General features: G+C 65.7%; 15 protein-coding genes. 8 read left to right on the forward strand and 7 right to left on the reverse strand.

All coding sequences use genetic code 11. The features are described 5' to 3' along the window. Window positions 1-82: 82 nt before the first annotated feature. The gene (locus CA237_RS18285; RefSeq protein ID WP_126015155.1) at window positions 83-721 is read right to left on the reverse strand and encodes a squalene/phytoene synthase family protein; all 639 of its coding nucleotides are present in this window, start codon (window positions 719-721) and stop codon (window positions 83-85) included. Window positions 722-830: 109 nt separating this feature from the next. On the opposite strand from CA237_RS18285, the gene CA237_RS18290 reads away from it, so the two are divergent. The 3 genes from CA237_RS18290 to CA237_RS18300 are packed head-to-tail and all read left to right on the forward strand — an operon-like array spanning window position 831 to window position 4,056. After that, complete coding sequence (locus tag CA237_RS18290; RefSeq protein ID WP_066687416.1) at window positions 831-2,807, forward strand: TadE/TadG family type IV pilus assembly protein; 1,977 nt, start codon at window positions 831-833, stop codon at window positions 2,805-2,807. Between the two features lie 26 nt (window positions 2,808-2,833). After that, window positions 2,834-3,385 (forward strand): TadE/TadG family type IV pilus assembly protein, encoded by a 552-nt coding sequence (locus CA237_RS18295; protein ID WP_066687410.1) that lies wholly within the window; start codon window positions 2,834-2,836, stop codon window positions 3,383-3,385. Further along, window positions 3,382-4,056, forward strand: a complete 675-nt coding sequence (locus CA237_RS18300; protein WP_126015157.1) for a TadE/TadG family type IV pilus assembly protein — start codon at window positions 3,382-3,384, stop codon at window positions 4,054-4,056. The genes CA237_RS18295 and CA237_RS18300 overlap by 4 nt, the downstream gene beginning before the upstream one ends. Before the next feature lie 110 nt (window positions 4,057-4,166). Here CA237_RS18300 and CA237_RS18305 read toward each other — a convergent pair whose 3' ends face one another. The 3 genes from CA237_RS18305 to CA237_RS18315 all read right to left on the reverse strand — a co-directional run bounded on the left by CA237_RS18305 (window position 4,167) and on the right by CA237_RS18315 (window position 7,116). Beyond that, window positions 4,167-5,606 (reverse strand): pyruvate dehydrogenase complex E1 component subunit beta, encoded by a 1,440-nt coding sequence (locus tag CA237_RS18305; protein WP_066687404.1) that lies wholly within the window; start codon window positions 5,604-5,606, stop codon window positions 4,167-4,169. Between the two features lies 1 nt (window position 5,607). Beyond that, complete coding sequence (gene pdhA / locus CA237_RS18310) at window positions 5,608-6,657, reverse strand: pyruvate dehydrogenase (acetyl-transferring) E1 component subunit alpha (RefSeq protein WP_126015159.1); 1,050 nt, start codon at window positions 6,655-6,657, stop codon at window positions 5,608-5,610. Window positions 6,658-6,759: 102 nt separating this feature from the next. Continuing rightward, window positions 6,760-7,116 (reverse strand): septum formation initiator family protein, encoded by a 357-nt coding sequence (locus CA237_RS18315; protein WP_066687393.1) that lies wholly within the window; start codon window positions 7,114-7,116, stop codon window positions 6,760-6,762. Window positions 7,117-7,178: 62 nt separating this feature from the next. Between CA237_RS18315 and CA237_RS18320 the strand changes: the two genes are divergently transcribed. Further along, the gene (locus tag CA237_RS18320) at window positions 7,179-7,547 is read left to right on the forward strand and encodes a tRNA-binding protein (RefSeq protein ID WP_066687391.1); all 369 of its coding nucleotides are present in this window, start codon (window positions 7,179-7,181) and stop codon (window positions 7,545-7,547) included. Here the strand turns inward: CA237_RS18320 and CA237_RS18325 are convergent. Continuing rightward, window positions 7,544-8,896 (reverse strand): hypothetical protein, encoded by a 1,353-nt coding sequence (locus CA237_RS18325; RefSeq protein WP_066687389.1) that lies wholly within the window; start codon window positions 8,894-8,896, stop codon window positions 7,544-7,546. The two genes, CA237_RS18320 and CA237_RS18325, sit on opposite strands and share 4 nt — an antisense overlap. Window positions 8,897-9,009: 113 nt before the next feature. On the opposite strand from CA237_RS18325, the gene CA237_RS18330 reads away from it, so the two are divergent. Continuing rightward, the gene (locus CA237_RS18330) at window positions 9,010-9,735 is read left to right on the forward strand and encodes a hypothetical protein (protein ID WP_066687386.1); all 726 of its coding nucleotides are present in this window, start codon (window positions 9,010-9,012) and stop codon (window positions 9,733-9,735) included. An 8-nt stretch (window positions 9,736-9,743) separates the two neighbouring features. On the opposite strand, the gene CA237_RS18335 is transcribed toward CA237_RS18330, so the two are convergent. Together CA237_RS18335 and eno are read right to left on the reverse strand one after the other, a co-directional pair. Next, window positions 9,744-10,655 carry a hypothetical protein gene (locus CA237_RS18335; RefSeq protein WP_066687384.1) on the reverse strand — a complete coding sequence of 304 codons (912 nt, stop codon included), beginning with the start codon at window positions 10,653-10,655 and terminating at the stop codon, window positions 9,744-9,746. A gap of 113 nt (window positions 10,656-10,768) precedes the next feature. Next, complete coding sequence (eno, locus tag CA237_RS18340; protein WP_126015161.1) at window positions 10,769-12,043, reverse strand: phosphopyruvate hydratase; 1,275 nt, start codon at window positions 12,041-12,043, stop codon at window positions 10,769-10,771. 144 nt (window positions 12,044-12,187) lie between these two features. On the opposite strand from eno, the gene CA237_RS18345 reads away from it, so the two are divergent. From CA237_RS18345 to CA237_RS18355, 3 genes are all read left to right on the forward strand, one after another. Further along, window positions 12,188-12,691 (forward strand): hypothetical protein, encoded by a 504-nt coding sequence (locus CA237_RS18345; protein WP_126015163.1) that lies wholly within the window; start codon window positions 12,188-12,190, stop codon window positions 12,689-12,691. An 8-nt stretch (window positions 12,692-12,699) separates the two neighbouring features. Further along, a complete protein-coding gene (locus CA237_RS18350; RefSeq protein ID WP_066687376.1) occupies window positions 12,700-13,035 on the forward strand; it encodes a phage holin family protein in 336 nt (111 codons plus the stop codon). Beyond that, the coding region (locus CA237_RS18355; RefSeq protein WP_126015165.1) for a hypothetical protein at window positions 13,032-13,313 on the forward strand (282 nt) is incomplete at its 3' end. The genes CA237_RS18350 and CA237_RS18355, both read left to right, overlap by 4 nt.

The following is a 13,313-nucleotide window of genomic DNA, read 5'->3' on the forward strand; positions in this document are numbered from 1 at the left end:
CAGCGCCAGCGCCGACCCCACCCCCGCCAAGAATCGCCACATCGCCCGCTCCCCCGAAGTTCACCCCGTTACACGCCAGCGATCACCGTCCGGCAAGCCCGAACCACATCAGCCGCGCGGCGCGCTTCGGGCCGCCCTGCGGCACCCCTGCGAGTTCCAGCCGTGCGGACAGTGCCAGCATCCCCAACGGACGCGCCGCCCCGCGCAGCGATCCGGCCAGCGCCGCACCCGCCAGCCGATCCGCCCTCGCAGCGGTCGCCGCATCGCTCTGGTGCCGCGCCAGGTCGAACAACGCCCATCCCCGCCCGAGTCGCTCGGCCGCCGCGCGGTCACCGCCCAGCACCCTGGTCGCAGCCGCGAACAGGACACCGCCCCGCCCCGCCCCGAACCGGTCGAGAGCGTCGTCGTCCAGCGCCTCTTCCTCGATCAACACATCCCAGCCGTCGACGATCCTCGACAGATCGACTCCGGTCACGCCGCGTGGCAGCACGTCGGCAGCCAGCGCTTCCAACACCGGCATCGCCGGCGGCGGGGCGGAGTCGAGCTTCGCCAACTGCTCGCGCCACCATGCCAGGCGGATCTGCCCCAGCGCTGGCTGCGTCGTCGAGCGGATGACATCGCCCATCGCCGCATCCAGCGCCAGCAGCGCGGACAGCGCGGCACGGCGGCCGTCATCGGGGGCATAGGCGAGGGCGAGGTCGCGTTCGGGATCATGGTGCATCGCGGCGATCAGCCTGCCTATTAAACATCCGTCAACCCCACTCGGGCATGAAAGCCTGTGAAATGCGCGGGGTGCGACTCCGCGCCATGGCAGATGGACTGGGCGGGGCATGGGCGGATCGGCAGGCGAGCAGGACAAGGTACGGGCGGGAGGCATTCTCGGCCGCCTTGCTCGCGATCGCCGCGGCAATACGCTGGCGATGATGGCGATCTCGCTGATCCCGCTCGTCGGCTTGGCCGGATCGGCGATCGACACGGCCCGCGTCTATTATGTGAAGGTGCGCCTCCAGCAGGCGTGCGACGCGGGTGTGCTCGCCGGCCGCAAGTTCATGAACGGCACCGATTTCGACACCAACGCTCAACAGCAGGCGCATGCGTTCTTCGCCAACAATTTCAGGGCCGGGATGATGGGGTCCCAGTCCCCGTCCTTCGTGCCCGTGCGCACGATCGAGAATCAGGTTGCGGGCACGGCCAGCACCACCGTGCCGATGACGTTGATGCGAATGGCCGGTTTTGCGCCGGTCAACATTTCGGTCACTTGCGAAGCGAAGCTGGAAATCCCGAACCTCGACATCATGTTCGTTCTCGACACGACCGGGTCGATGGCGGACACTAATCCGGGCGACAGCACGAACAAGATCACCGGCCTGCGCAACGCCGTCGTCAATTTCTACGACACGGTGGAATCGGCCAAGAAGACCGGCACCCAAGTCCGCTACGGTGCTGTTCCCTACTCTTCCAACGTCAATGTCGGCATGTTGCTGAAACCCGAATGGGTCGTTGATGAATGGACCTACCAATCACGAATTCCCGATGGCACCTCGAATTCCAGTTCGACGTCGACTGACAACAATCCGTACGTATGGGATGGCTGGTCCGGATGGACGAAGGAAAGCGGTGACACCGGCCGACGCATATCGCGTCAACCGGCCGAAAGCTGCGTCCGACCGGGAGACACTTATAAAGAGACGCCGATTGAGTACGGAAACTGGACCGGACCGGCAGACGGCCGGCAGTCCCAGTTCAGTCGATGGACGATTACCGGCAGCAAGTTTTCCGCATCGCTGTCGAACGGCATCTGTACGATTACGGAAGACTGGTTCAGCAACACAGTCCAGACGCGGACCGACTACCGCAAACCGAACCCGAACAAGGGGAAAACGACCACCACCACAACGACAAACTACATCTGGAAATATCAGCCGGTTAGGTATGACGTCAGGCCATTGAAAGGCAGTGGTCCCACAGTCAGTGGTGGCACGATCAGCGTGCAAGTTGGCAATAATCACACATTCCGTGATATCTCCTGGAATTCCTCATCGGGGTGCATTGAAGAACGCCAGACGGTTAAGCAGGACACTTACCCGACGATTCCGGCTGCAGCCTACGACCTTGATGTCGACATGGTCCCGACAACTGATCCGGCAACACAGTGGAAACCGTGGCTGCCTTTCCTGGTGTACGCACGATACGACATAAACAACTGGCAAACCCAAATGGTTAGAACCAGTTCGAATTACCAAAATATCGGCGACTATAATGTCAACGGTAACCGGCTGGCCTATTGCCCCAGTCCGGCCATGAAGCTGCAAGTTACAAACCGCGGAAACCTCGTTAGCTATGTGAAGCAACTGCAGGTTGGCGGCGGCACGTACCACGATATCGGATTTTTGTGGGGTCTTCGCCTCATATCGCCGACTGGCCTATTCGCGAGTGAGAATGCGGCTGCGTCGAACGGAAGCCAAATTTCCCGCCACCTGATCTTCATGACGGATGGTCAGACCGATACCGGGCGGCAGATCTACGAGGCGTACGGCCTGTCCGCGCTCGACCAGCGTCGCACCAACGGCATGCCGACGGATACGCAACAGAACAACATCGTGGCCAACCGTCTGAGCGCGTTGTGCGACGTCGCGCGCCGCAAGAATATCACCGTCTGGGTCATCGCGTTCGGCACGACCCTCAGCCCGATGCTGGAACAATGCGCCGCCGGCGGCCGGGCGTTTCAGGCGGCGAATACCGCGCAGCTCAATACCGCATTCAGCAACATCGCGGCGCAGATCGCCAAGCTGCGAGTGTCGCGGTGAGGCGGTTCGCGCGAGACCAGCGCGGAGTGACGATCGTCGAATTCGCGCTGGTGGCGCCGGTAATGCTGCTGTTGCTGATGGGCCTGTTCGACCTGTGCTACCGCGCCTATGCCCAGTCGATCCTGACCGGTGCAGTGCAGGCAGCAGGCCGTCGCGGAACGTTGGAAGGCAATTCCTCCACGACCGCCACCGCCGCGCTGGACGAAGCCGTCATCCGCCAGATGCGTGCCGTCGCGAACAACCTGACCTGGTCCAGCAGCCGCAAATTCTATCGCAGCTATTCGAACATCAGCGCCGAGCCGTTCGACGACGCCAACCACAACAACCAATATGACCCTGGCGAATGCTACAGCGACATCAACAACAACAATCGCTGGGACACCGATCCGGGCAATAGCGGCCAGGGCGGCGCCAACGACATCACCGTCTATACGATGACCGTCACCTACCCCCGGTTGTTCCCCCTGACCGGCTTCATGGGCCTGCCTACAACGCAGGAAATCAGCGCCAGCACGCGTTTGAAGAACCAGCCCTATGGCTCGCAAGCGGCCGATGCGCCGGAAACGAGGTGCGGATGATACGCTACCGAAACTGGCTCGATGCGTGGCGGCGCGACCGTCGCGGCGTCGCGCTGATGGAATTCGCCCTGTCGCTGCCGGTGATACTGCCGATCGGGCTGTACGCGGTCGAACTGTCCAACTTCGGCTTGCAGCAACTGCGCCTTAGCCAGGCAACGCTCACCCTGTCCGACAATATTTCGCGCGTCGGTGTCGACACCACCATGGCGACGCAGCAGCTTCGCGAAGTCGACGTGAACGAGGTGATCGAAGGGCTGCGCCGGCAGACCGAGAATTTCCGGCTGACCACCAACGGCCGCGTGACCATCTCCAGCCTGGAGACGAAGAACGGCACGCAATGGATTCACTGGCAACGGTGCGTCGGACTGAAGCGCGGCGCGGGCTATGACTCCAGCTACGGCCGCGAGGGAGACGGGGGCGCGGCGGGGACGTCGTTCTATGGCATGGGCAACCCGGCCCAGCCGGTCACCGCACCGGAAGGTGCGGCGGTGATCTTCGTCGAGATCAATTACGACTATCAGCCGCTGATCTCGCCCTACTTCCTCGGCAGCCGGAAGTTGCAGCAGACCGCGTCCTACATCGTTCGCGACAATCGCGAACTGGCGGTAGGGGTCACCGATCCAGCGCCCCGCGCCGACGAACGCATGACCTGCGACCGCTACACCACCTGACCGGCGCCGCTTCGCCAAGCGGATCAACGAAAACGGGCTCCCTTCCTCGCGAAGGGAGCCCGTTCCGCATCGGGACGACCGCCGGACCCATCGCCCGGCGCAATTGCCGATTACTTGTAGGTGACCTTCTTCACCGCCTCGACCACCTTGTCGCTGGTGATCAGCGCCAGCTTTTCGAGGTTGGCGGCATAGGGCAGCGGCACGTCTTCGTTGGTGACGCGCAGCACCGGGGCGTCGAGGTCGTCGAAGCCCTGCTCCATCACCACCGCGGCGATTTCCGACGCGATCGAGCAGGTCGGCCAACCTTCCTCGACCACGACCAGGCGGTTGGTCTTCTTCAGCGACTTCAGCACCGTCTTGGTGTCGAGCGGGCGCAGCGTGCGCAGGTCGATCACTTCGGCGTCGATGCCCTCGCCGGCCAGCTTCTCGGCGGCTTCGAGCGCGAGGCCCACGCCGATCGAATAGCTGACGATCGTCACGTCCTTGCCCGGCTTCATGATCCGCGCCTTGCCGATCGGCAGGACGAAATCGTCGAGCTTGGGCACGTCGAACGAACGGCCGTACATCAGTTCGTTTTCTAGAAAGACGACCGGGTCGGTCGAGCGGATCGCGGCCTTCAGCAGCCCCTTCGCATCGGCCGCGTCATAGGGCGCGATCACGATCAGGCCGGGAACGCTGGCGTACCACGGGCCGTAGTTCTGCGAGTGCTGGGCCCCCACGCGGCTCGCCGCACCGTTGGGCCCGCGGAACACGATCGGGCAGCGCATCTGGCCGCCCGACATATAGTTGGTCTTGGCCGCCGAATTGATGATGTGGTCGATCGCCTGCATGGCGAAGTTGAACGTCATGAATTCGATGACCGGGCGCAGGCCGCCCATCGCCGCACCGGTGCCGATGCCGGCAAAGCCGTACTCGGTGATCGGCGTGTCGATGACGCGACGGTCGCCGAATTCGGCGAGCAGACCCTGCGTGACCTTGTACGCGCCCTGATATTCGGCGACTTCCTCGCCCATCACGAACACGCGGTCGTCGGCACGCATTTCCTCGGCCATCGCGTCGCGCAGCGCGTCGCGGACCGTGGTCTTGACCATCTCGGTCCCTTCTGGGATCTCGGGAGCGGTCTCGCCTTCCTGGTCGGCGGCGTCGAACAGCTGGCGCGCGCCGGTCTCGGCGTGCTGCTGCGACGTGCCTTCCGGCGTCGGCGGCGCCTTGTCGTCGTTCTTCTCGTCGGCCTTGGGCGTGGCAACGGCGGCGTCGCCCGCGCGTGCCTCGGTCGGCTGCGCCGACTTGGCCGCGTCGACATCCTCGCCTTCGGCCGCCAGGATCGCGATGACCGCGCCGACCTTCACATTGTCGGTGCCTTCGGCGACCACGATCTTGGCGATCGTGCCCTCATCGACGGCTTCGAATTCCATCGTCGCCTTGTCGGTCTCGATCTCGGCCATGATGTCGCCCGACTTGACCGTGTCGCCTTCCTTGACGAGCCACTTGGCCAGCGTGCCTTCTTCCATCGTGGGCGACAGCGCCGGCATCTTCAGTTCGATCGGCATCTCAGTAGGTCTCCACCAGCACGTCGGTGTACAGTTCTTCCGGGTTCGGCTCGGGCGCGCTTTCGGCAAAGTCGGCGGCTTCGTTGACGACCTTGCGGATGTCCTGCTCGATCGTCTTCAGATCGGCTTCGGTGACGCCGGCGGCTTGCAACTCGCGCTTCAGCCCTTCGATCGGGTCGGACTTGTCGCGGACCGCCTGCACTTCGTCGCGGCTGCGATACTTGGCCGGGTCGGACATCGAGTGGCCGCGATAGCGATAGGTCTTCATCTCGAGGATGATCGGCCCCTTGCCCGCGCGCACCCATTCGAGCGCCGTTTCGGCAGCGCCGCGGCACGCCAGCACGTCCATGCCGTCGACCTGGATGCCCGGAATGCGGAAGCTTTCGCCGCGCTTGTACAGCTGGTCTTCCGACGATGCGCGGTTGACGCTGGTGCCCATGGCATACTGGTTGTTCTCGATCACGAAGATGATCGGGAGCTTCCACAGCTCGGCCATGTTGAACGATTCGTACACCTGGCCCTGGTTCGCGGCGCCATCGCCGAAATAGGCCATGCAGACGCCGCCGTCGTTGCTGTACTTGTGCCCGAACGCGAGACCCGCGCCCAGCGACACCTGCGCACCGACGATGCCGTGGCCGCCATAGAATTTATGCTCGGTCGAGAACATGTGCATCGACCCGCCCTTGCCGCGGCTGATGCCGGCTTCACGCCCGGTCAGTTCGGCCATGATGACCTTGGGATCGATGCCATAGGCGAGCATGTGGCCATGGTCGCGATAGCCGGTGATGACCGAATCCTTGCCGGATTCGAGCGCCGACTGCAGCCCGACGGCGACGGCTTCCTGGCCGATATACAGGTGGCAGAAACCACCGATCAGGCCAAGGCCGTACAATTGCCCCGCCTTCTCCTCGAAACGACGGATCAGCAGCATTTCCTTGTAGAAGGAAAGCAGTTCCTCTTTCGACGCTTCGTACCGCTTTGGCTCCCCCGGCCGTTCGCGATTGGGAATGACGGGTTCGCTGGTGCGGCCTTGCGCCGGTGCTTTTGCCACGGTTCGGATGCCTCGTTCCTGAAAGGATTGGGTTAGGAGCGCCGCCTATGACGCGATTTATCCCCCCGCGCAACCGACGGGGCGCCGCTTACGCTGCGGAAATCAGTCGTCCAGCCGGATTCCGCACCGGGTCCGCGCCGCCTGCTCGCCCGTGATCGGCACGATGAACTCGTCCGGATGGGCGACGTTCAGCTTCCGCCGGACCAGTTCGTCGACCATGTCGGGATCGGCATGGCGCGGATCGAGCAGCTCGACCCGGTTGCGCAGGTCGGCGCGCACCTTTTCCAGACAGGCATATTGCGCCTTCCGCACGGTCAGCTTGCGCTGATAATCGCGATAGGCCAGCACCCCGTTCGGCCCCAATACCGCGTGATAGGCGAAGAATCCCATCACGAGGATCACCAGCGCCGGCCATCCGGCACGCTTGAGCATCTGGCGAAGGGGCGAGGGTCGCGGCATCGCGCGTATGTCGTGTATAGCCCGTTTCCACGCAAGCCGTATGTACAGCGAACCGAGCCGATATGCACCTTCTCCACGATCCCGCCAAGCTGACCGACCCGACCGATTTCGACACGTTCCTGAAGGTCGACATCCGCGTCGGCACCATCCTGTCGGCCGAACCCTATCCCGAAGCCCGCAAGCCGGCGATCAAGCTGCTGATCGATTTCGGGCCGGTGATCGGCCGGAAGAAATCGAGCGCCCAGATCACCGAACATTATGACTGTGAACGGCTGATCGGACGACAGGTCGCCGCGGTGGTCAATTTCCCACCGCGCCAGATCGGCAAGTTCGTGTCCGAGGTGCTGACGCTCGGCTTCCCGGACGAAGCCGGCGCGGTCGTCCTGTTCGCCCCCGACCAGCGCGTCCCGGACGGCGGACGACTGTTCTAGGCAGCGCGCGCGCGCCGCAACGCCAGCGCGAACAGCGCCATGCCGCCGGCGATGTCCCAGCTCAGGATGCGGTCCATGAACCATGCATGTTCCGCGCTGTGCTGCCAGAACAGAACCAGCCACAGCGGCGGCACCAGCAGCGACGCGGCCAGCGCGCCCGCGCGGAACCTCTCCCCCGCCTCCGCCGACAACCGCAACTGCCGATAGCCCCAGCCGCCCGCGACCAGTGCGATCAGCAGCGACCCGAGCACCAGAAGGTGCATGCCCGATGCCATCCCTTCCAGCCCGGCCCAGAGGTGCGTGACGAACTCCGCGGCGCCGACCGCCGTATCGCGCCGAGATGCCTGTTCCAGCCCGACCCGGAACAGCAGCTGATGCTCGATGGCGCCGAACGCCCCGGCCGGAAAGGCCATAGCGACCAGCACCAGCTTGGCGACCATCGTCGTGACCGCCGCCATGCCATAGGCGACCACCGCGTCGATCCAGGCTCGCGGGCTTCCTTCACGCTCCGGCAACGCCAGCGGCACCGCGCCGAGCACGATGGCGAGGCCCAGCGGCAGTCCCCCGGTCAGAAACTCGAACTGGACGGTCAGCGCGCCGAACACCGCCGCCCCGACCGCGACCGCTCGCGCGCCCAGCGGCCGCTCCGCCGATCCGCGCGCCAGGAACAGCAGGAAGGCGAGGAATACCAAGTCCGCCGGCCCATGGCCCAGCGACTGCCCGAACGACTCCAACCCGAACCAGCGTGCGAACACCACGAAGATCGCCAGCCATGCCCCCGCCGCCCGCGCACCGCCGGCCAGCCCCATCAGCGCGTAGCCAATCCCCGCCAAAACCAGCAGCGTCGCCAGCAATTTGTACAGCCCGCGCAGCCCCGCCACCCCCAGCTCCGGGACCAGCCACCGCGCCAGCGTCGTATGGCCATGCAGATACTGGTGATAGAAACGCCGCGGCGGCTCGACCCGTCCTTCGGCAAACCCCTGCAACGTCGCGCAGCTATTGTCGGTGTCGACCGGCACCGATAACGGACTGATCGCGCGCAACCGTGCCGGTGCCCGGTCGTCCATCGCCTGAAACAGGATCAGGCAGTCATTATATTGATGCGATCCGATCTCGGTATTGCCATGCAGCCAGCTTGCATCGGCATCCAGCGCCCCATGGGCAAAGGCCGCCACGACCGGCTGCACCAAGCTGTTCCGGTCGACGCTCAGGCTGGCCATCGCCATCCATTGGAACAGCCCGAAGATCGCCAGCGCCAAGGCGACGGCAACCACGGCCGCGCGGACGACACAGTACCGCCACCCTTCGGCCGGCGGGAAAAGCGGATCGCGGTCGCTCGGATCGGTCATCCCCACCCGCCTAGCGGTATCGAAGCTACGAACCGGTTAACCACGACCCGTTCAGCGTCCAGCCACCTTGCGTCGCCGATCGTTGCGCACAGGGAACGACAGGGAGGGGAAACATGCGGATCGGGATCGGCTTGGCGGCGCTGTTGCTCGGCGGATGCACGCTGGCGACGATGGAAGGGTTCGACACGATCGCGCCGCAGGGCGAACGCATCGGCCTGACCGGTATCCCCGGCTGGCAGGACGGCAGCTTCCGCCTCGGCACCGCGGAGGGCCATGTGCGGCGGCGCGCACTCGGCGCGACCCGTGAATGGGGCGACGATCCGTGGGGTGAGGTGACGCAGGCTGTGATCGAACGCACCGGCACGCTCCGCTTCGACGTGTCGGGCACGGAGGTTGGTGGCCGGATCGAGGGCCGCTGCCGCTATGGCCGGATGGAGGTCCAGCAACGCAGCGGCCCGCTGAGCGTCAGCGAACCCGCCCGCCCGCTGCGCCTCGCCTGCGCCTATCGCTTCGACGGGCGCGACGCGGGCGGCATGGACCTGTCGGGCGTGCTGCCGGTCGGCCCGACGCTCGCCGAACCCCGGCTGGGCACGGTCGATCTCGACGGCACCGAACTGACCGTCGAATCCCGCCACGCGATGACCGGCGTGCGCCATCCGGCCGAACAGCCGATCGGCTACATCGTGTCGAACGCCGCCGGACAGGCGGTCGGCGCGATCGAAACCAACGGCACCGGAAGCCGGCGACTGGTCCTGCCCCGCGCCCCGGCCGAACGTCGCACCGCCATCGCCGCGCTGGTCACGCTCGGGCTGTTCTGGGACCCGGGCGATATCGACTAGGATCGCCGTCAGTCACCCGCCACGGCGGGCGGCGAGGCGCTGACCGGTCCGAGCCAGTAGCTGCCGTCATAGCCCGGGTCGCGCGTCGCGCCCGGCAACGGCTGGAGCGTGATGAACGGCGCGCGGTCGATCGTCGCATCGCCCCGCAGCGGATGGCCCGCACAGTCCATCATCTCCCGCGTCAGCGGCGTCCCGGGCGACGGCTTTATGCCTTCGCGCAGCTGGCAGCTCCAGGACGCCCCGCCCGCCGTCGCCATATCGAGCGAGACGACCGTCCCAGCGGGAGCGAGTTGCATTGCCATCGGACGGAATGTCGCCGCCTGCCGTTCGACCGGCTGCTTGCGCGCGTGAAGATTGCCGACCAGTACCAGCACGCGGTCATAGCGTCCGGCATTGGCAGCGTTGCGGATATTCTCGGCCTGCGCCGCTTCGTGCGGCCCCTGCCCCGGCTGATCGGCGAATTTCGTCCGTTGTGTCGCATCGCGGGCGCCGTTGAACGCGACCACTGCGATCGGTCGGCCGGCATCTTTCAGCGCATGGAGCCGCACGAGCATGTCGCGCATCGCGACGCTGCCGACGCCGTCATTCTGTCCGGCCCAGCCATTCTTGACCAATGCCGCCGGAAACTGCTTATGGGGCACCAGCCACGCTACCTGCAACGCGGCGTCGTGGATGGATCCCAGCTCCACCGCGACCAGCGCCCGTTCACCGCGCATCGCCAGCGCGCAGGCGAGATTGCCGATGAACGCCGGCGACTGCTGCGTGCCATGAATTTCGCCAAACACGACGTAGCGCGGATCGCTGCGCACCACCTGCGCCCATCCGTCCGGGATGCGGCATTCCTCAGCCGGACGAGCCATCGTGGGGACGGCGACCGTCAGACCGCCGACCATCGCGGCAAGGACAAGAGGCATGCGCATGCCGACAACCTATCGCGTGACCTTTCAGTCGCAACCGGAAAGCGCTCCGATCGATCGGCCATGAAAATGGGGCGCCGGCTCGCACCGACGCCCCCTTCCCCACAGGCTGCCGATTAGCGCAGGATCGAACGCCCCGCATAGCGCGCCGCGCCGGCCAGCTCTTCCTCGATCCGGATCAGCTGGTTGTACTTGGCAAGCCGGTCCGACCGCGCGAGCGAGCCGGTCTTGATCTGGCCGCAGTTGGTCGCGACCGCCAGGTCGGCGATGGTCGAGTCCTCGGTCTCGCCCGAACGGTGCGACATGACGGCGGTGTAGCGGTTGCGATGCGCCAGGTTCACCGCCTCCAGCGTCTCGGTCAGCGTGCCGATCTGGTTGACCTTCACCAGCAGCGAGTTGGCAAGGCCCTGCTCCAGACCCATCGCCAGCCGCTTTGGATTGGTCACGAACAGATCGTCGCCGACCAGCTGCACCTTGTCGCCGATCTTGTCGGTAAGCGCCTTCCAGCCTTCGAAATCGTCTTCCGACATGCCGTCCTCGATCGACAGGATCGGATAACGCGCCGCAAGATCGGCAAGGTAATCGGCCATTTCGTGAGGGGAGAGCGACTTGCCCTCGCCGACCATCTCATAGCGGCCGCCCTTGAAAAATTCGGTCGCGGCGCAGTCGAGCGCCAGCATGACGTCCTCGCCCGGCTTGTACCCGGCACGCTCGATGCTCGCCATGATGAAGTCGAGCGCGTCGATCGTGCTGTTCAGCGCCGGCGCGAAGCCGCCCTCGTCGCCGACCGAGGTGGCAAGGCCCTTTTCCGACAGGCCCTTCTTCAGCGTGTGAAAGATTTCCGAACCGCAGCGGACCGCTTCGGCGATGCTCGCGGCACCGACCGGCATCACCATGAATTCCTGGAAATCGATCGGGTTGTCGGCATGTTCGCCGCCATTGATGATGTTCATCATCGGCACCGGCAACAGATGCGCCGACACGCCGCCGACATAGCGATACAGCGGCAGCCCGCGCGCATCCGCCGCCGCCTTCGCCACCGCCAGGCTGACGCCCAGGATCGCGTTCGCGCCCAGACGACCCTTGTTGTCGGTGCCGTCCAGCTGGATCATCGCCTCGTCGATGTCGCTCTGGTCCTCGGCATCCATGCCCAGCACGGCTTCGGCGATGTCGCCGTTCACCGCCTCGACCGCGGCCAGCACGCCCTTGCCCAGATAGACCGACTTGTCGCCATCACGCTTCTCGACGGCTTCGTGCGCGCCGGTCGACGCGCCCGACGGGACCGCGGCCCGGCCGAAGCTGCCGTCCTCCAACAGCACATCGACCTCGACGGTCGGGTTGCCGCGGCTGTCGAGGATCTGGCGGCCATGCACCTGGATGATTGCGGTCACGTAACGACTCCTTCTATTGTCGCGCGAAGCGGCTTGGTCGCGGCCCCTCTATCCATTCGGCCCGCTGCCCGCAAATCCTCTGCGGACCACGGAACCGCCGCACCGCGACATGGTTTTCCTACCGAAACGACGAAAGGATTCGTTATGACCGACTTTAATCGGACCGGTATCTCGCCGACGACCAGCGACAACAGCGTCGTGCTCGACACCGACCTGTCACCCGTGACGGGCAGCACCACCACCACGACCGACACCGTCGGCGGCGCCAAGCAGACGCTGAAGGATGAAGCGTCGAAGCTGTCGGCCAAGGCGACCGACAAGGCGCGCAGCCTCGCCGATGAAGGCAAGGCACGCGCCACCGGCGCGCTCGACGAATTCTCGAAGCTGATGGAAGACGCCGCCGGCACCGTCGATGAAAAGCTCGGTGAACAGTATGGCCAGTACGCCCGCTCGGCCGCGAAGGCGATTTCGGGCTTTTCGGACGGCCTGCGCGGCAAGGAGGTCGAGGACCTGCTCGCCGATGCCAGCGACTTCGTGCGCAAGAGCCCGGCGATCGCGATCGGCACCGCCGCCGCGCTCGGCTTCGTGCTGGCGCGCATCGTGAAGGCCGGCGTCGATACCGACACCACCCCGTCGACCAAGGGCTGAGCCCGATCATGGGGGACGAGGGACTGGGAACGGTCGTCACCCGCGTCGTCGACGATGCCAAGGCCTATGCCCAGGCGGAGGTGACGTTGTGGAAGACGGTCGCCAGCACGCGCGGGTCGCAGGCCGGCATCGCCGCCGGGCTGGCGGCGGGCGCGGTGGTCATCGCGCTGTCGGCGGTAACCGCGCTGCTCGTCGGCGCGATCCTGTCGCTTCGGCCGGTCATGGGGCCGGGCTGGGCGACGTTGCTGGTCGTCGTCGTCGCGCTGGCCATCGCCGGCCTGCTGGCCAAGATGGCGCTGTCCGGCCTCAAGCGGGTCACCGCACCGCTGGGAGACAAGCATTGATCCCGCCCTCGCTCGCCGCCGCGCAGGCCGACGTCCTCGTCAAGCGCGCCCGGCTGAAGGCCAGCCTTGCCGAGGCGAAGCATCGCCTGTCACCCGCCACCATCGCCTCGGGCGTCGCCGACGACCTGCGCGACAAGGCGGAAGAAGGCGTCGCCATCGTCCGCGAACGGCCCGGCGTCGCTGCCGGTGTCGCGACCGGCATCGTCGCGCTGCTCGCCCGCAAGCGGATCATGGGCCTGTTCCGCAAGGCTCCTCCACCCCCGCCGCCGCCCCTGCCC

This window comes from Sphingomonas sp. ABOLH (assembly GCF_003951715.1).
In the GTDB taxonomy this organism is placed as follows: domain Bacteria; phylum Pseudomonadota; class Alphaproteobacteria; order Sphingomonadales; family Sphingomonadaceae; genus Sphingomonas; species Sphingomonas hankookensis_A.